Source organism: Belnapia sp., assembly GCF_059504005.1.
In genome coordinates, this window is record NZ_JCACHU010000046.1 from 24,142 (window position 1) to 39,460 (window position 15,319).

21 protein-coding genes are annotated in these 15,319 nt (G+C 72.3%); 12 read left to right on the top strand and 9 right to left on the bottom strand.

Annotation, left to right across the window (positions count from 1 at the left end; genetic code table 11):
• Positions 1-44 precede the first annotated feature (44 nt).
• Both AC5JJ1_RS07435 and AC5JJ1_RS07440 read right to left on the bottom strand, forming a co-directional pair.
• A complete protein-coding gene (locus AC5JJ1_RS07435; RefSeq protein WP_495784475.1) occupies positions 45-362 on the bottom strand; it encodes a hypothetical protein in 318 nt (105 codons plus the stop codon).
• Positions 363-403: 41 nt separating this feature from the next.
• On the bottom strand, positions 404-799 hold the full coding sequence (locus tag AC5JJ1_RS07440; protein WP_495784476.1) for an acyl-CoA thioesterase: 396 nt from the start codon (positions 797-799) through the stop codon (positions 404-406).
• Between the two features lie 123 nt (positions 800-922).
• On the opposite strand from AC5JJ1_RS07440, the gene AC5JJ1_RS07445 reads away from it, so the two are divergent.
• A complete protein-coding gene (locus AC5JJ1_RS07445) occupies positions 923-1,873 on the top strand; it encodes an NAD(P)/FAD-dependent oxidoreductase (protein WP_495784477.1) in 951 nt (316 codons plus the stop codon).
• A 6-nt stretch (positions 1,874-1,879) separates the two neighbouring features.
• On the opposite strand, the gene pcaG is transcribed toward AC5JJ1_RS07445, so the two are convergent.
• Both pcaG and AC5JJ1_RS07455 read right to left on the bottom strand, forming a co-directional pair.
• Entirely contained in the window at positions 1,880-2,449 is a 570-nt protein-coding gene (pcaG, locus tag AC5JJ1_RS07450) for a protocatechuate 3,4-dioxygenase subunit alpha (RefSeq protein WP_495784478.1), read from the bottom strand.
• A complete protein-coding gene (locus AC5JJ1_RS07455) occupies positions 2,446-3,162 on the bottom strand; it encodes a dioxygenase family protein (RefSeq protein WP_495784479.1) in 717 nt (238 codons plus the stop codon). The genes pcaG and AC5JJ1_RS07455 overlap by 4 nt, the downstream gene beginning before the upstream one ends.
• Before the next feature lie 70 nt (positions 3,163-3,232).
• Between AC5JJ1_RS07455 and AC5JJ1_RS07460 the strand changes: the two genes are divergently transcribed.
• The 8 genes from AC5JJ1_RS07460 (at position 3,233) to AC5JJ1_RS07495 (ending at position 6,998) form a co-directional block, all read left to right on the top strand.
• Entirely contained in the window at positions 3,233-4,021 is a 789-nt protein-coding gene (locus AC5JJ1_RS07460; protein WP_495784480.1) for an alpha/beta fold hydrolase, read from the top strand.
• Between the two features lie 147 nt (positions 4,022-4,168).
• On the top strand, positions 4,169-4,624 hold the full coding sequence (locus AC5JJ1_RS07465) for an enolase C-terminal domain-like protein (protein ID WP_495784481.1): 456 nt from the start codon (positions 4,169-4,171) through the stop codon (positions 4,622-4,624).
• Positions 4,625-4,879: 255 nt separating this feature from the next.
• Positions 4,880-5,284, top strand: a complete 405-nt coding sequence (locus AC5JJ1_RS07470) for a hypothetical protein (protein WP_495784482.1) — start codon at positions 4,880-4,882, stop codon at positions 5,282-5,284.
• Positions 5,285-5,395: 111 nt separating this feature from the next.
• On the top strand, positions 5,396-5,539 hold the full coding sequence (locus tag AC5JJ1_RS07475) for a hypothetical protein (RefSeq protein WP_495784483.1): 144 nt from the start codon (positions 5,396-5,398) through the stop codon (positions 5,537-5,539).
• Between the two features lie 17 nt (positions 5,540-5,556).
• A complete protein-coding gene (locus AC5JJ1_RS07480; protein ID WP_495784484.1) occupies positions 5,557-6,021 on the top strand; it encodes a CMD domain-containing protein in 465 nt (154 codons plus the stop codon).
• Positions 6,018-6,581: a peroxidase-related enzyme gene (locus AC5JJ1_RS07485; protein WP_495784485.1), complete on the top strand. Its 564-nt coding sequence runs from the start codon at positions 6,018-6,020 to the stop codon at positions 6,579-6,581. Before AC5JJ1_RS07480 ends, AC5JJ1_RS07485 begins: the two co-directional genes overlap by 4 nt.
• Positions 6,578-6,781, top strand: coding sequence for a hypothetical protein (locus AC5JJ1_RS07490; RefSeq protein WP_495784486.1), 204 nt, complete (start codon positions 6,578-6,580; stop codon positions 6,779-6,781). Before AC5JJ1_RS07485 ends, AC5JJ1_RS07490 begins: the two co-directional genes overlap by 4 nt.
• Before the next feature lie 70 nt (positions 6,782-6,851).
• On the top strand, positions 6,852-6,998 hold the full coding sequence (locus AC5JJ1_RS07495) for a hypothetical protein (RefSeq protein WP_495784487.1): 147 nt from the start codon (positions 6,852-6,854) through the stop codon (positions 6,996-6,998).
• Positions 6,999-7,051: 53 nt separating this feature from the next.
• Here AC5JJ1_RS07495 and AC5JJ1_RS07500 read toward each other — a convergent pair whose 3' ends face one another.
• Positions 7,052-7,948 carry a PfkB family carbohydrate kinase gene (locus AC5JJ1_RS07500; protein ID WP_495784488.1) on the bottom strand — a complete coding sequence of 299 codons (897 nt, stop codon included), beginning with the start codon at positions 7,946-7,948 and terminating at the stop codon, positions 7,052-7,054.
• A gap of 301 nt (positions 7,949-8,249) precedes the next feature.
• Between AC5JJ1_RS07500 and AC5JJ1_RS07505 the strand changes: the two genes are divergently transcribed.
• The gene (locus tag AC5JJ1_RS07505; protein WP_495784489.1) at positions 8,250-8,609 is read left to right on the top strand and encodes a hypothetical protein; all 360 of its coding nucleotides are present in this window, start codon (positions 8,250-8,252) and stop codon (positions 8,607-8,609) included.
• A 205-nt stretch (positions 8,610-8,814) separates the two neighbouring features.
• Here AC5JJ1_RS07505 and AC5JJ1_RS07510 read toward each other — a convergent pair whose 3' ends face one another.
• From AC5JJ1_RS07510 to AC5JJ1_RS07520, 3 genes are read right to left on the bottom strand one after another with little or no spacing between them, the layout of a single operon-like run.
• The gene (locus AC5JJ1_RS07510; RefSeq protein ID WP_495784490.1) at positions 8,815-9,420 is read right to left on the bottom strand and encodes a class I SAM-dependent methyltransferase; all 606 of its coding nucleotides are present in this window, start codon (positions 9,418-9,420) and stop codon (positions 8,815-8,817) included.
• Between the two features lie 33 nt (positions 9,421-9,453).
• Positions 9,454-10,494, bottom strand: a complete 1,041-nt coding sequence (locus AC5JJ1_RS07515) for a glycosyltransferase family 4 protein (protein ID WP_495784491.1) — start codon at positions 10,492-10,494, stop codon at positions 9,454-9,456.
• A 7-nt stretch (positions 10,495-10,501) separates the two neighbouring features.
• A complete protein-coding gene (locus AC5JJ1_RS07520) occupies positions 10,502-11,317 on the bottom strand; it encodes a UDP-2,3-diacylglucosamine diphosphatase (protein ID WP_495784492.1) in 816 nt (271 codons plus the stop codon).
• A gap of 246 nt (positions 11,318-11,563) precedes the next feature.
• On the opposite strand from AC5JJ1_RS07520, the gene AC5JJ1_RS07525 reads away from it, so the two are divergent.
• Together AC5JJ1_RS07525 and AC5JJ1_RS07530 are read left to right on the top strand one after the other, a co-directional pair.
• Entirely contained in the window at positions 11,564-12,460 is an 897-nt protein-coding gene (locus AC5JJ1_RS07525; protein ID WP_495784493.1) for a diacylglycerol/lipid kinase family protein, read from the top strand.
• 29 nt (positions 12,461-12,489) lie between these two features.
• Positions 12,490-13,644 carry a zinc-binding dehydrogenase gene (locus AC5JJ1_RS07530; RefSeq protein WP_495784494.1) on the top strand — a complete coding sequence of 385 codons (1,155 nt, stop codon included), beginning with the start codon at positions 12,490-12,492 and terminating at the stop codon, positions 13,642-13,644.
• Here the strand turns inward: AC5JJ1_RS07530 and gltX are convergent, their stop codons facing one another.
• Complete coding sequence (gene gltX, locus AC5JJ1_RS07535) at positions 13,645-15,042, bottom strand: glutamate--tRNA ligase (RefSeq protein WP_495784495.1); 1,398 nt, start codon at positions 15,040-15,042, stop codon at positions 13,645-13,647.
• Positions 15,043-15,319 lie beyond the last annotated feature (277 nt).

Consider the following 15,319-nt stretch of genomic DNA (forward strand, 5'->3'; position numbering starts at 1 on the left):
GTGACTCGAGGCCGGCCCGCGATGGCGGGCCGGCGGGGGCGGGGTCAGGCCTCGTCCTCCTCCTCGTCGCCCTCGGCATCCACCTCGACGAGCAGGACGGCATAGCTGTCCGGGTCGAACTGGCCGGAGTCGCCGCTCGACTTCGCCTCGGCGAGGCCTTGGTCCCAGATTGCGCTTTCCTTCTCGTTGGCGGGGCGGACGGAGAGAGGCTCCTCGCCGTCCCAGAGCGGCTCCCCATCCTCCTCGAAATCCTGCAGGTCGGGGCCGATGGTCTCGGTGGCGAGCTCCTCGGCGGCCTCGCTGCTCTTCTCGGGGAAGACGAGGAGGGGGCGGCCGGCGACCTCGATGGTGAAGAGCGTCATGCTGTGGCTCCGTATGGAAAATATGGCCCTGTCCCGGCCCTTCAGGGCTGGTCAGGCAAGGGGCTGGGCTGGCCGTCCTCGTTCATGGCAACGAAGGTGAAGATGCCCTCGGTGACCTTCTCCGGCCGCCGCCCGCGCCCGCGGCCGCGCGCCCAGGTCTCCACCTTGACGGTGACCGAGGTCTCGCCGGTGCGGACCGGGCTGCAGAAGCAGCTGACCTCGTCGCCGACGAAGACGGGGCGGAGGAAGCGCATGGCCTCGATGGCGACGGTGGCGACGCGGCCATGCGCCCGCTCCGCCGCATAGCCCGCGCCGGCCAGGTCCATCTGCGACAGTGTCCATCCGCCAAAGATGTCGCCCGACGCATTGGCGTCGCGCGGCATGGCGATGGTCCGCAGCTGCGGGCCGTCCGGCAGCTCCGGGGGGTGATCCGACATCGGCGCGCGGCTCCTTCGATTCATCTCCCTAACTCGGTGGCCGGGGCTGCGTTCGCGGTCGTCGCGCAGGCAGTTGGAACTTCCGCCGGGCGCCGCGTTGCCGTGCCGCAGGGGCGGAGGCTGATGGTGGAACGCGATGGCGGCAGGCTGGATGCACTGGTCATTGGCGGTGGGCCGGCGGGGCTGACGGCGGCGCTCTACCTGGCGCGCTTCGGCCGGCGCGTGTCGGTGGTTGATGCCGGGGAGCCCCGCGCGGCCTGGATCCCGACCAGCCACAACATCCCCTTCTTCGCCGAGGGCATCCCGGGAACGGAGATCCTCGACCGGCAGCGGGAGCACCTGGCGCGCTACGGCATCCGCCCGGTGCCGGGACGGGTGACGGGGCTGCGCCGGCAGGATGGCCGGTTCACCGCCGTGCTGGAGGCAGCGGAGGGCGGCGAGCGCCTGCTCGAGGCACGGCGCGTGCTGCTGGCGACGGGCGCGGTCGATGTGGAGCCGGACCTGCCCGACCTGCCGGATGCGGTGCGGCGCGGCCTGGTGCGCTACTGCCCGATCTGCGACGGGCATGAGTCGCGCGGGCGGCGCATCGCCGTCATCGGCCATGGCGTGCACGGTCTGGGCGAGGCGGCCTTCATCGCCCGCACCTATTCCGACGACGTGACGCTGCTGACGCTGGGGCAGCCGCTGGCCCTCGGGCCGGAGGAGCGGGAGGTCGCGGCCAGGCACCGCATCCGCCTCGTGGAGGAGCCGGTGACGGGGCTCGAGATCCATGACGGGCGGATCGCGGCGCTGCGCAGCGATGGCGCGGAGCACCGTTTCGAGGTGCTCTACTCGGCGCTCGGCCTGCACTACCGCTCCGAGCTGGCGCTCGAGCTCGGGGCGGAGCAGGACACGTCCGGCGCGCTGCTGGTCGACGAGCATGCGCAGACGACGGTGCGCGGCCTCTATGCGGCGGGCGACATCGTGCGCGGGCTCGACCAGATCGTCGTCGGCATGGGGCATGCGGCAATTGCGGCGACGCATATCCACAACCGCTGCGAGTTGCCGACGGAGGACGAGCCGGACGGCAGCTGAGCCGGCTCAGCTCTCGAAGAAGGGCGTCTCCTCCTCGGCGCTCCCGCGGAGGCGGATGTCGAGCCGGTAGCCGCCGGCATTGTCCGGGCGGGCGACGAGGCGGGGGCGCAGCGGCGGCGGCAGGAGGGTGAGCACCGGGTCCGCCGCATTGGCCTCGGCGAATTGCGGGAAGAAGAGGGTGGTCGCCACCGGCTGCATGAGGCCGGAGGCCATCACCAGCAGGTTCACATGCGGCGCGCGGTCGAGGAAACCGCCGGGCAGCAGCGTGTGGAATTCGAAGCGGCCCTCGGCATCGGTCCAGGCGCGGCCCCAGCCCAGGAAATCGGGATCGGCCTCCGCCCAGTCCGAGTCGGCGGGATGGCGGAAGCGGCCCGCGGCATCGGCCTGCCAGGCTTCGAGGATGGCGTTGACGCAGGGCAGGCCGCCCTCCCGCAGCACCCGGCCATGCAGGCGGATGCGCGTGCCGCGGCGACTCGGCTCCGCATCCGGCGCGATGCGGGTCAGGTCGTTGTCGCCCTCGCGGAAGAAGGTTTTCGGGAAGAAGGGACCGATGGTGTGGGAGGAGAGCGGCTTCATGGCAGCAGCGGCGTCGCCCGCCGGCCGCGCAGCACGATGTCGTGCCGGTAGCCGAGCCAGCCGGAGCCGATCTCGGCCGGCGGCAGGGCGCGGGCGACCAGCCGCTCGCGCGCCGCGGCGTCGGACACGGCCATGAAGATGTGGTCGAGCCGGTTCAGCGGGTCGCCCGGGAAGAACATCTGCGTCACGAGGCGCGAGAGGGTGGAGGGGCCAAGGACGGAGAAGTGGACATGCGGCGGGCGCCACCACACCGCATCGCCCGGCACCGGATAGGCACCGGGGCGGATGGTGAAGAAGCCGTAGCGCCCCTCGGCATCCGTCCGCACCCGCCCGTTGCCGATGAAGTGCGGGTCGAGCGGGGCGGAGCGCGCATCGTTCGGGTGGGCATAGCGGCCGGCGGCATTGGCCTGCCAGAGCTCCACCACCGCATCGGGGATGGGGCGGCCATCCTCGTCCAGCACCTGGCCCTCGATATGGATCAGCTGGCCGATGGCGGGGCGGCCGGGCACGGGCTCGGCAAGGTTCGCCTCTCCGCAGGGCAGCTTGCGGTGGAGGGCGAGCGGCCCGGTGATCTCGCCGCGGCCGGGCGGGCGGCGGAAGGGCGGTTGGCTCGGCGTATGGGTGAAGGTGCCGGGATAGCCCGGCGTCGGGACCACCGGGGCAATGCCGGAGGGCAGCGGGTCGAAGCGGGTCGGCGGTGCGTCCTCGGGCATCGGCTCCTCCCCCCTCGCTGTTGCGGCGGAGCATGCCCGAGCGGATGCTGCGGGGAAAGCAGCGGAAGAAATGATGGATCGGGGTGTCGCCATGCATGGCGCGGCGCGGATCGCCTGGCAGGCGGAGGGCCAGGGGCCTGCGGTGCTGCTGCTGCCCTCGCTCGGGCGCGGGGCGGAGGATTTCGACGCGGTCGCGCCGCAGGTCGCCGCGGCGGGGTTCCGAGTGGTGCGGCCGGAGCCGCGGGGCGTCGGCGGCTCGGCAGGGCGGATGGAGGGGCTGACGCTCTACGACCTCGCCGAGGATGCGGCGGCGGCGCTGGCCGCAGCCGGCATCGGCGGGCCAGCGGTGGTGGCGGGGCATGCCTTCGGCAACTGGGTGGCGCGCGCGATGGCGGTGGTGCGGGCGCCGCTGGTGCGCGGCGTCGCCTTGCTGGCGGCCTCCATCGACACAACGCTCGACCCGGCGGTTCGCGCCTCTATCGACGGCAGCTTCGACCCGGCGCTGGGCGAGGCGGAACGGCTCGGCCACCTGCAGCGCGGCTATTTCGCGCCGGGGCACGATGCGCGGGCTTGGCTCGCCGGCTGGCATGCGCCGGTCGCGCGGATGCAGCGCGCGGCGACGGCGGCGACGGATGGCGCCTGGAAGCGCGTCGCTGAGCGGGTGGCGGTTCTCTATGTCGCGGCCGCCGAGGACAGGATCGCGCCGGTGCCGACGGAGGCGCGGCTGCGCGAGGCGCTCGGGCCGAAGGTGGAGCGGGTCGTGGTGCCGCGGGCGGGGCATGCGCTGCTGCCGGAGCAGCCGGAGGCGGTGGCGGCCGCGCTCATCGGCTTCGCGCGGCGGCTGGCCGGCGCCGGTTGATTCCGCGGCACAGGGCCGCAGGATGCCACGGACGGCTCCGGCGAGAGAGCCGCGAAGGAACTGTCCCGGCCCATGCGCATCACAGCGGAGCTCTTCGGCTTCTAGGCACTGATCGAGGCGGGGGCGATCGACGACGCGCAGCCGAGCGTGACGAAGCTGGGCGGCATCGGCGAGATGCGGCGGGTGATCGCGCTCTGCGAGGCGCATGGCATCACCGTCATGCGGCACAGCCCGTATCTTGGGCCGGGCCTCATCGCCACCATCCATGTCGCGGCGGCGCTCGTCGAGCGGCCAATGATCGAGGTGCTCTGGCTCGAGATGGAGCCGAACCCCTTCGACCCCTGGGTGCGCTGCCCGGGCGGGACGGTTGCGGTGCCGCGGGGCCGGGGCTCGGGGTGGAGCCGGACCCATCCGTCATGGCGCGTGCGCTGCGCGGCGCGCCGGTGCACATCGAGCCTTGAAGTAGGACACCAGCGCTCGGTCTGCCCGCGCTCACCTTCCGCGCCTGGTTCGAGGCGCAGCACGGCAGGGCCGCCTGGGAGGCGCTCGCGAAGATCCCCCGCGCACAGTGGATGGACTATCTCGGCTGGTACCGGCGGGTGATGCGGGTGCCGGCGGAGAATGGCGCCGCGGTTGAGCGGCCGCGGCCGGACGGGCTAGTTGCCGCGGAGACCGGCGCTCGGGCCTGCCTAGAGCGGCGGGTGGTGCTGGCAAGCGGGGGGACAGGCTCGGCGGGCCCCATGTGCCGGAGGTGGCACGACGGGTGGGCCGGCGCTTCTGGGCGCATACGCGGGACGACATCGACTTCGCCGCATTCAGGGGCCGGTGCGTCGAGGCGGTGGGCGTGAGGCCTCCGCCATGGACAATGCGGCGACGGCGCTGGAGGCGGGGGCGGCGAGCCTCGACCTGTTCGTCCGGCGACGGGCGCTGCCGGCGGTGAACAAGTTCACCGGCATCTCCAGCCAGGGCGTGGTGCATGGCTTCGAGGTCCTGCCGGACGCCTGGAGATTGCGCTTCCTGCACCATGTCCTCCGCGCCCAGACGCCGCCGCGGGACAGCACGCTGCGGGTCTCGCGGCACCCGATGGCGCGGCTGCATCTCGGCTGCCCGGTGCTGGACCTCGCCGAGGAGGGCGAGAAGCTTATCGGGGCGACGCCGGAGGGGCGGCTCACCATCGACTCCCTGATCGTCGGGATCGACATCGTCGCCGATCCGAGGTTGCGGCCGGAGCTGGCGCTGGTCGCGCCGCATTTCCGCGTCTAGGGCGACCGCTTCCCGCCCGGGACTGGGGAGGAGCAGACGGAACTCGCGGCCTCGCCGGGCCTCGCCCGCATCGATTGCTTCAACTATCCGGCAGCGCCGAGCCATGGGAAGGTGACGGGCGACGTCCCCGCCGTCAGCGCGGGCGCGAAGCGGCTGGCGGAGGCGATCGCCCGCGCCTTCTTCGTCGGGGACCAGGCGCTGCACCATGCGGCGCTCGAGGCCTATGCGACGCCGGAGCTGCTGGGCGACGAATAGCCGGAAGGGAGATAGGCATGGCCGAAGAGGATCTGGTCGAGCGGCTGCTCGGCATCGCGCCGGGCTCGCCCCTCGCCGCGCTGCGGCTGGAGCGGGACGCGATCCGCCGCCACGCCCAGGGCGCCTGGCGGGAGCTGGTGCTGACCGAGGCGCCCGGCGGCGTCAGCCGGCAGGAGCGGGCGGCGATCGCCCTCACCGTCGCGCGCCAGCAGGGGGATGCGGCGCTCGTCGCGGAATGCCAGGCGGTGGCGGCGCGGGCGGGTTCGCCGCCCGAGGGGCCGCGGACGGCGCTGCTGCTGCGCTACGCGGCCATGGTCGCCCAGGCGCCGGAGCGCTGCGGCCAGGCGGATATCGACGCGCTCGCGGCGGCAGGGATGTCGCCGCAGGACATCGTGGCGGTGACGCAGCTCGTCGCCTTCATCCCCTTCCAGGTCAGGCTGCTCGCCGGGTTGCGGGCAATGCAGGGGGAAGCCGGCGCATGACGCGCTTCACCATGCAGGAGGTCGGGTGGGAGCCGCGCATCCCGCCCGTCGAGGCGGACAGCGCGACGCCGGAGCAGCTGGCGGCGCTCGAGGCCTGCCCGCCGGCGCAACGGCGCTCGACCTATTTCCTGACGCTGGCTCAGGACCCGGCCTCGCTCGGCGAGCGCGGGGCGCTGTTCAACAGCGTGATGTATGCGGCGCGCGGCCTGCCTAGGGCGGAGCGCGAGTTGGCGACCGCGGTCGTCTCCATCGTCAATGGCTGCGTCTACTGCACCTCGGTCCATGCCCGGCGCTTCGCCGAGCTCAGCAGGGAGGCCGAGGCGATGCAGCGGCTGATGGAGGAGGGGCTCGGCGCGGCGCTCCCGCCGCGGCGGCGGGCGATCGTCGATTTCGCGGCGAAGCTGACGCGGGAGCCGGGGGCGGTCGGGGCGGCCGACCTCAAGCCGCTGCGGGAGGCGGGCCTCGACGACCTCGAACTGCTCGACCTCATCCACTCCGTCGCCATGTTCGCCAACGCCAACCGGCTGATGCAGTCGCTCGGCCGGTCGGTCATGCCGTGATCGGGCGGCGGCCGCTGCTGGCGCTGGCCGGCATGCCGCCGGCGGCGGCGCGGATCGCGCTGGTCCTCGTCTCCGTGCCCTCGGTCCTGGCGGTGGCGCCCGGGCAGCTCAAGGTGCTGGCGCTGGCCTCGCGGCAGCGCTTCCCGGTGCTGCCGACGCTGGTGGAGGCGGGGTGCCGGACTTCGAGGCAAGCATCTTGACCGGGCTCGGCACCGGCGCATCTGGCGGAGCCGATCCGGGCAAGGCTGGCCGCGGCCTTCGGCGGGGGCGTTGCGCTCCGGCCTCGTGACGTCGCGCCTCGACGTGGTGGGGGCGGTGCCGAACGGGGCGGATGGCGCGGCCTTCGGCGCCATGCTCCGGCAGGAGCTGGCGCGGTGGATCAGGGCGGCGGCGCCGCTCGACATCACCATCGACTGAGCGGCAGGCCTGCTTCGCCGCGGCAGACAGCCCCTTCCGGCCCTGGATCGGTCCTACAAGCCAGCCAGCAGCGCTTCCACCGCCGCGCGATCGGGCGTTTCGCCGTCCTGGGCGCGGAGGGCACCGGCGGCGGAGGCGAAGCGCATCGCCTCCGGCAGCGCCTTCCCCTCGGCCAGCGCCAGCGCATAGGCGCCGTGGAAGACGTCGCCGGCGCCGGCGGTGTTGGTCGCCTCCACCGGGAAGGCGGGTGTTTCCCTCGGCGCCTGCATCCCCTCGGCCAGCCAGAGCGTGCCGTTCTCGCCTCGGGTGACGGCGGCGAGGCGGGCGCCGGCGGCGAGCGCCCGGTGCAGCCCCTCGGCGGGCGAGACGCCGGGGGCGAAGATCTGCAGCCCAGGCTGGGAGAAGATCGCATGGTCCACCAGCGGGACGAGCCGGGCGAGGAGGCGGGCCTCGCTCTTCTCGGCATCCAGCACGCTGGGGATGCCGAGGCGGCGGGCGCTGCGCAGCGCGGCCTCCGCGGCGCGGGGCCAGCGCGGGTCGCAAAGCAGGGCGCGGGCCTCGCCGAGGGTCTCCATCGGCAGGATGTCGGGGTCGAGGTCGAGGCCCTCGCCGCGGAAGGCAATGATCACCCTCTCGCCCACCGGGTCGAGCAGCACGGCGGAAACAGGGGTCCGGGCGCCCGGGATGATGCGGACGGCGCCGGTGTCGACGCCGAAGCCGGCCAGCTCCTCGGCCAGCGGGGCACCGTTGCGGTCGTCGCCGACGCGGCCCCAAAAACGAGCTCGGCCGCCGAGCTGGGCGACGGCGATGGCGGCATTCGCGGCAAGCCCGCCAACGCCGAGCCCGTAGCGCCGGGCCACCTGCTTGGCCGGGGGCTGGGGGACATCCTCCACCCAGAAGCTGTGGTCGGCGACAAGATGGCCAAGGCAAATGACGATGGGCACGGGCATGGGCCCGCATTGTACCAGCGGGAGCGCCCGACCACCCGGATATTCGCCATCCCGGCCATGTCCCGGGCACCGGGCCGCCCGGAAGGCCCGCGCCACGCCGTCCAGGCCGGCGGCTGAGCCCTGGCCAGGCCGATGGCCTCGGCCGGCCCAACCCAACAGATTCCGCCGCGCGGCGGCGGGGCTTCGGGCTCCGTGGCCAAGGCCAGCGCCGCCCCGCATCGTGAAGCGGGGGCACCGGTGCGGCGCGGAATTCGGCCGGGGGGTGATTCCACCGGTAGCGGCTTTGCTCTATGGACGGCACATGGAACTGACTCCCGAGCAGATCGCCGCGGCGCGGGCCCGTGGCTGCACCTTCCTGCCGGCGACCGAGGAGCAGGTCGCGCGGCTGACCATGCAGCGTCGCATCTTCACCATCGACGGGCAGCCGCATGTCGCCATCCGCCAGGACGAGGCGGTGAAAGAGACGCATGGGGCCGTCGCCCTGCTGATCGACGGCGGCACGTCGCGCTCCGAGGAGACGAGCCAGCAGGCGGCCGCGGCGGAGGCCGAGGTCACCTTGGAACTGGCCGGGGAGACGGCGGCCGGCCGCAGCGGCGCACAGGTGGTGCGCCGCGCCGGCCGCCCCCGGGCTCCCTGGCGCGGCGCCAAGCGCGGCGCCTGAGCTCCCGCCGCCCGGCGGGCTCGGAGCAGCCCAGCCCTGCGCCGCAGGATCAGCCCGACACTGCCCGGAAGCGGGCCCAGGCTCGTGCCGGGACTGCAAAGGGGGAGGGCGGCAGGAGCGGCAGCGCCGCTGTGCCAACACGTTTCCTTGTCTGGTCGTGGACGTTCCAGGCCGGCGCATGTGGCGCCGGTCTGGCCCTTCCGTGTCAGCCGCGTTGCAGGGGGCGGTAGCGCCAGACGCTGGCGGGCGGGAAGTTCTTCGGCGTCCAGGTCTCGCGCTTCGCCGATAGGCCAAGCTTCCCATACGGCAGCGGCGAGGTGATGCAATAGGTGTAAAGCAGGAAGCCGAGGCCGGGCGCGACACGCTCGACCCCCTTGACGAAGAGGCGCTGGCGCTCGAGCGGCAGCAGCACCAGGGGGATGCCGCAGATTACGCTGCTGACGCGGCCGGCGAAGCGCTCCGGCAGGTGCTGCGGCAGGGCGAAAGCATCGGCGCAGAGCACGGTGGTCCCCGGCAGGCTCTCGCGCAGATGGTCGGCCATGTCGGGCACGATCTCGACCATGACGAGGCGCTCGGGGGCGATGCCGGCCTCGAGCAGAGCGCGGGAGATGACGCCGGTGCCGGCGCCGATCTCGAGCACCACGCCGTCGCCATCCGCCGCGGCGAGGGCGGCGATGCGGCTGGAGAGGGTGCGCGAGGAGGGCACGATGGAGCCCATCTGCAACGGGTCCGCCAGCCAGCGGCGGAAGAAGAGCGGCAGGTTGGCGATGGCATGGGCGGCGTCGTGCCGCTGGAGGCTGCTGCTCGACATGCGGGATCCTCTCTCGGTCCGGTGCGTCTCGGCTTAGCTGCCGAACCGGACCAGGGTTTCACGAAATTGCGCCATCGAAGCCTCCCAGGAGAAGGCTTCGGCATGGGCGCGGGCGGCGCTGCGGCTGCATTCCAGCGCAGCCAGGCAGGCGGCGCGCAGGTCCTCGTCCAGCACGCCGACGCGCGGGTCGGTCACCACGTCGAGCGGGCCCGTGACGGGGAAGGCGGCGACCGGCGTGCCGCTGGCGAGCGCTTCCAGCAGCACGAGGCCGAAGGTGTCGGTGCGCGAGGGGAAGACGAAGACATCGGCGCCGGCATAGGAGCGGGCGAGCAGGCCGTTCTCCCGGTAGCCGAGGAAATGCGCCCCCGGGAAGCGTGCCTGCAGCTCGGCGCGCTGCGGTCCCTCGCCGATGACGACCTTGCTGCCGGGCAGATCGAGGCCGAGGAAGGCCGCGATGTTCTTCTCGACGGCGATGCGGCCGGCATAGAGGAAGATGGGACGCGGCAGGCCCTCGAAGGGCTCGCGTGGCTCCGGCCGGAAGCGGGCGAGGTCGACGCCGCGGGTCCAGGGACGGACCTTGGCGAAGCCCCGCGCGGCGAGGTCGCGCCGGAGGCTCGGGGTTGCCGCCATGACCGCCTGCGCCGGGGCGTGGAAGCGCCGCAGCACCTGCCAGGACCAAGCGGCAGGGATGCCGGCGCGCGCCTCCATGTACTCGGCGAATTTGGTGTGGAAGGCGGTGGTGAAGGGCCAGTTGCGGCTGAGGCAGATGCGGCGCATCGCCCAGCCCAGCGGGCCCTCGGTGGCGATGTGGACGGCGCAGGGCATATAGGCATCGACCAGCCGCGCCAGCTTGCGCCGCGGCGCGATGGCGAGGCGGATCTCCTTGTAGCCGGGCGCCGGGATGCTGCGGAAGCGGTCGGGGCCGATCACCTCCACCGTGTCGCCGTTGGCGCGCAGCATCTCGGCCATGGTGCCGAGGGTGCGAACCACGCCGTTGACCTGCGGCGCCCAGGCGTCGGTGACGATCAGCAGGCGGAGCGGGGCGTCCTTCGCCGCCGCCGCCGCGAGGGCCATGGGCTGGTCAGGCACGGGCGATGGCCAGGGGCTCGGGCGCCGCCTGCCGCTCGGCGCGGAGCCGCATCTCGCGCACCCAGTCGACCAGCTCGAACCGGCCATCGGCATGCTCGACGAGGGCGGTGCAACTTTCCACCCAATCGCCGTCGTTCATGTAGGCGATGCCGTGGACGTCGCGCATCTCGGCATGGTGGATGTGGCCGCAGATGACGCCGTCGAGCCCGCGCCGCCCGGCCTCGTTGGCCAGCGCCAGCTCGAAGCGGTCGATCGCCTTCACCGCCTCCTTCACCTGGCGCTTCAGCCACTGCGAGAGCGACCAGTAGGGATAGCCCAGCTTGCGGCGGGCGGCGTTGAACCAGCGGTTCAGCGTGAGGGCCATGTCATAGGCCCAGTCGCCGAGATGGGCGAGGAGCTTGGCGTAGCGGATGACGCCGTCGAATTCGTCGCCATGGATGACAAGGAAGCGGCGGCCGTCGGCGGCCTCGTGCACCGCCTCGCGCTGCAGGCGGATGCCGGCGACCTCGAGCCCCTGGCCGAGCCAGCTGCGGAAGATCTCGTCATGGTTGCCGGGGATATAGAGGACCTCGGTGCCTGAGCGGGCGAGCTTCAGGAGGATGCGCAGCACGTCGTCATGGTCGCTGTCCCAGTACCAGGACTTGCGCAGTCGCCAGCCATCGACGATGTCGCCAACGAGGTAGAGCCGGTCGCAGTCGGTACTGCGGAGGAAATCGGCGAGGTAGTCGGCGCGGCAGCCGCGCATGCCGAGATGCGTGTCGGAGAGGAAGACGCTGCGGTAACGGGTCCTGGCCTCGGCGGCTTGCATGATCCTGCCCTCGCTCTCGCCGGGGTGCGGGCGGGTGCCGCGACTCCCCGGACACAATCCTCGGCCTGCGGGTAACGCGGGATCGGCAGTCCTGTCGTGAACCCTTCATGAAACCGTGCAGTAACAGGCAGCACGAGTTTGCGACATGACCGCGCGATGACAATGGCGGCGGCGGCGCACCGCTGTTGTCAAGGCGATGACCGCGTCATGTCCTCGAATCGTCATACTTCCCTGCGATAAGCCCGCATGCTGATCATCTTCAATCCCAAGGCCGGGCAGCGGCGCCGGGCGCGGCTGGAGCGCGCGCTGCGGGTGCTGCGGCGGGTTGGGCGGGACTTCACCCTGGTCGAGACCGGCCATCCGGGCCATGCCTCGCTGCTGGCGCGGGCGGGCGCGGCGGATGGCAAGGGCCTCGTCGTCGCGGCCGGCGGGGATGGCACGATCGCCGAGGTGGCTGCAGGGCTTGCGGGGGCGAATACCACCCTCGGCGTCCTGCCGCTCGGGACCGCGAATGTCTTTGCATGGGAGCTTGGCATCCCGGTGCGGCCGGAGGCGTCGGCGGTGCTGCTGGCGACGGGTGAGGCGCGGCTGGTTCACCCCGGCGAGGCCCGCTTCGCCGACGGGGCGGCGCGGCTCTTCGTGCAGATGCTGGGGGCCGGCTTCGATGCCGCCGTCGTCGCCAATCTCGACCTTGGGCTGAAGCAGCGGATCGGGCGCGGCGCCTATGTCTGGCAGGCGGTGCGGGAGCTGGGGCGCTACCGCTTCCCGCCGCTCCGCGTCGTCTTCGAGGAGGGCGAGTTGCGGGCAAGCTCTGTCATCGTCAGCAAGGGACGGCTCTATGCCGGGCGGCACCTGCTGGCGCCGGCTGCCGAGATGGCGCGGCCGGGCTTCCAGGTGGCGCTGTTCCGCGGCTCCGGGCCGGTGGCGGCCGCCGTCTATGGGGCGGCGCTGCCGCTCAACTTGCTGCCGCGCATGCCGGGGCTCGCGCTGCGGCATGCGACCTGGCTCAGGATCGAGGGCGAGGGCGTCGCGGTCCAGGCCGATGGGGACCCGGCCGGGTTGCTGCCGGTGGAGGTGCAGGCGGCGCCGGCGCCGCTCCGCGTCCTGCTGCCGCGGCTGGCGGGGGCCGCGCTGGCGGCCTAGGCTCCCCTTCCAGCAGGGAGGAGAGGCCATTGAAGCCCATTCGTGTTGCGACCTTCGACGGGCCGGGGGCGCCGCCGGTCATCCGCGAGGTGCCCTGGCCAAGGGTCGGGCGAAAATCGGCGCTGATCCAGATCGGCGCCTGCGGCGTCTGCGGGACGGACCTGCACATCCTGAAGGGCCACTGGCCGAAGCCGCTGCCCTGGCCCTTCACCCTCGGCCACGAGATGACCGGCATCGTCCGCGAGCTCGGGCCTGATCTGAAGATGGACTGGATGGACCTGCCGATCGCGGTCGGGTCCAAGATCATGATCCCGCCCTTCATGCCCTGCGGCGACTGCTACTACTGCCGGCATTACCCGGAGAATTCCAACCGCTGCCAGACGCCCGTCTATTACGGCCGCTATCTGGGCTTCGACCGGCCGCCGCATCTTTGGGGTGGCTGGGCGGAGTATGTCTATGTCGACCTCGAGGCCTTGCCGGGGACCAAGATCTACAAGCTGCCGGAGACCATGCCGCTCCGCCTCGGCGCGCTGTCGGAGCCGCTGACCTCCTGCATCCGCGGCTTTGCGCGCGCGCAGAAGATGGGGCTGTTCCGCTGGGGCGACACGGTCGTCATCCAGGGGAGCGGGCCGATCGGCATCCTCGCCATCGCCGCGGCGCGGGAGATGGGGGCGGGGCGGGTGATCTGCGTCGGCGCGCCGGAGGAGCCGCGGCTGGCGCTGGCGCGGCGCTTCGGGGCGGAGGCCACGGTCGATATCGAGGCCTACCCGACGTCGGAGGCGCGGGTGGCGCGCGTCCGCGAGATCGTCGGCGGCTACGGCGCCGATCTGGTCATGGACTGCACCGGGCATCCCGCCGCGGGGCCGGAAGGGGTCGAGATGCTGCGCGACGGCGCGGCGCTGATCGAGATGGGGCAGTTCACCGATGCGGGGAGCATCGCCACCAACTGGCACCGCTTCGTCGCCAAGGATGTGGTGATCATCGGTTCCTGGGCCTTCACCGAGAACGACCTCGCCCTCGGCATCCGCATGCTCGACCATGCGCGCGACCGCTACCCCTGGTACGAGATGCAGACCATCTACCCCTTCGACCAGGACGGGGTTGAGCGGGCGGTCGCCGATGCCATGGCGATGCGCACGGTGAAGAGCACCATCGTGCCCTTCCCCGAGCTGCTGGAGGCCTGACTACTCCGCCGCGGCGAGGATGCGGTCCATCGCCTCGGTCCGGCCGAGGGCGGCGAGGACCGCATCGATCGGCGGGCTCTGGGTGCTGCCGCTGAGAGCGATGCGAAGCGGCTGGGCGACCTGGCCGAGCTTCATCCCCTTCACATCGGCATAGTCGCGCAGCCAGTTCATCAGGTCCTCCCGTTCCCAGGGCGCGTCGGTGAGGAAGCGGGCGAGGTCGGTGAGCTGGGCCTTGGCCTCGGGGGTCAGCTGGGCGGCTGCCTTCGGGTCCATCGGGGGCGGACCCTCCTGCGCGGCGAAGGCGGCGGAGGAGGCGAGCTCCTCCAGCGTCTTCGCCCGCTCCTTCAGCGCCGGCATCAGGGCGCGGACGCGGTCGCCACCCAGCGTGCCGTAGTCGATGCCGCGCCGGGCAAGGCGCTGCAGCACATCCTCCGTCAGGCGGGCGTCATCGGCGGCGCGGAGATAGACGCCGTTGAGATGCGTGAGCTTGGCATAGTCCATGCGCGCGGCGGCGCGGCCGACATCCTTCAGGTCGAAGAGTGCGATGGCGCGGTCGCGGGGGACGACTTCCTCGTCGCCATGACCCCAGCCGAGGCGGAGCAGGTAGTTGCAGACGGCTTCGGGGAGGAAGCCCTGCGCCTCGAACTCCATCACGCCGACGGCGCCGTGGCGCTTGGAAAGCTTGGCCCCGTCCGCCCCGTGGATCAGCGGGATATGGGCGAAACGCGGCCGCTGCCAGCCCATCGCGTCATAGACCATGCACTGGCGGAAGGTGTTGGTCAGGTGGTCGTCGCCGCGGATGACATGGGTGATGCCCATGTCGTGGTCGTCCACCACCACGGCATGCAGATAGGTCGGCGTGCCGTCCGAGCGAAGGATGATCATGTCATCGAGCTCGCTGTTGCGGACCTCGACGCGGCCCTGGACCAGATCCTCGACGACGGTGGAGCCCTCGCGCGGGGCCTTCAGGCGGATGGCGGGCTTGCGGTCGGCCGGCGCAGCGGCGGGGTCGAGGCCGATCCAGCGCGAGCCGTCATACTTGAAGGGGCGCTTGGCGGCCTCCGCCTCGGCGCGCAGCGCGGCCAGCTCCTCGGGCGTGTCGTAGGCGAGATAGGCGGCGCCGCTGGCCAGTAGCTCCCGCGCCACCTCGGCATGGCGGGATTCGCGGCTGCTCTGGAAGACCGGCGGCTCGTCCGGGCTGAGGCCGAGCCAGGCGAGGCTGTCGAGGATCTGCCGGACGGCGGCGTCGGTGCTGCGGGCTTTGTCCGTATCCTCGATGCGGAGCAGGTACTCGCCGCCATGGTGGCGGGCGAAGAGGAGGTTGAAGAGGGCGGTGCGCGCCCCGCCGATATGGAGGAAGCCGGTCGGCGAGGGAGCGAAGCGGGTGCGGACGGTCATGCGGTGCCTGGGGCCTGCGGGCGAAAGGGGAAAGGCGGCCGGTCGCGCCTCCGCAGGACGATAGACCGTGCCGGCCCGGCCGAGAATGGCCGGCGCACCGGGTTATTTGTTGCGTTGCAACATGCGCCCTGCCCGGGCCTCGCAAGCGCAGCCCTGCCGTGCTGGCCATTTCGGTTGTGCACGTTTCGGAAAAACGCCGTTCTCAACCAATGGCTGTTTAAATTAAGCGCAGTTCGACTTGGGTGTGGGAAACGCGCAAATCTGACGTGGGCTGACT

Coding starts and splice junctions, on each gene's coding strand:
- AC5JJ1_RS07435 (WP_495784475.1), bottom strand. CDS start 362: ATGACGCTCTTCACCATCGAGGTCGCCGGCCGCCCCCTCCTCGTCTTC.
- AC5JJ1_RS07440 (WP_495784476.1), bottom strand. CDS start 799: ATGTCGGATCACCCCCCGGAGCTGCCGGACGGCCCGCAGCTGCGGACC.
- AC5JJ1_RS07445 (WP_495784477.1), top strand. CDS start 923: ATGGTGGAACGCGATGGCGGCAGGCTGGATGCACTGGTCATTGGCGGT.
- pcaG (WP_495784478.1), bottom strand. CDS start 2,449: ATGAAGCCGCTCTCCTCCCACACCATCGGTCCCTTCTTCCCGAAAACC.
- AC5JJ1_RS07455 (WP_495784479.1), bottom strand. CDS start 3,162: ATGCCCGAGGACGCACCGCCGACCCGCTTCGACCCGCTGCCCTCCGGC.
- AC5JJ1_RS07460 (WP_495784480.1), top strand. CDS start 3,233: ATGATGGATCGGGGTGTCGCCATGCATGGCGCGGCGCGGATCGCCTGG.
- AC5JJ1_RS07470 (WP_495784482.1), top strand. CDS start 4,880: ATGGACAATGCGGCGACGGCGCTGGAGGCGGGGGCGGCGAGCCTCGAC.
- AC5JJ1_RS07480 (WP_495784484.1), top strand. CDS start 5,557: ATGGCCGAAGAGGATCTGGTCGAGCGGCTGCTCGGCATCGCGCCGGGC.
- AC5JJ1_RS07485 (WP_495784485.1), top strand. CDS start 6,018: ATGACGCGCTTCACCATGCAGGAGGTCGGGTGGGAGCCGCGCATCCCG.
- AC5JJ1_RS07500 (WP_495784488.1), bottom strand. CDS start 7,948: ATGCCCGTGCCCATCGTCATTTGCCTTGGCCATCTTGTCGCCGACCAC.
- AC5JJ1_RS07505 (WP_495784489.1), top strand. CDS start 8,250: ATGGAACTGACTCCCGAGCAGATCGCCGCGGCGCGGGCCCGTGGCTGC.
- AC5JJ1_RS07510 (WP_495784490.1), bottom strand. CDS start 9,420: ATGTCGAGCAGCAGCCTCCAGCGGCACGACGCCGCCCATGCCATCGCC.
- AC5JJ1_RS07515 (WP_495784491.1), bottom strand. CDS start 10,494: ATGGCCCTCGCGGCGGCGGCGGCGAAGGACGCCCCGCTCCGCCTGCTG.
- AC5JJ1_RS07520 (WP_495784492.1), bottom strand. CDS start 11,317: ATGCAAGCCGCCGAGGCCAGGACCCGTTACCGCAGCGTCTTCCTCTCC.
- AC5JJ1_RS07525 (WP_495784493.1), top strand. CDS start 11,564: ATGCTGATCATCTTCAATCCCAAGGCCGGGCAGCGGCGCCGGGCGCGG.
- gltX (WP_495784495.1), bottom strand. CDS start 15,042: ATGACCGTCCGCACCCGCTTCGCTCCCTCGCCGACCGGCTTCCTCCAT.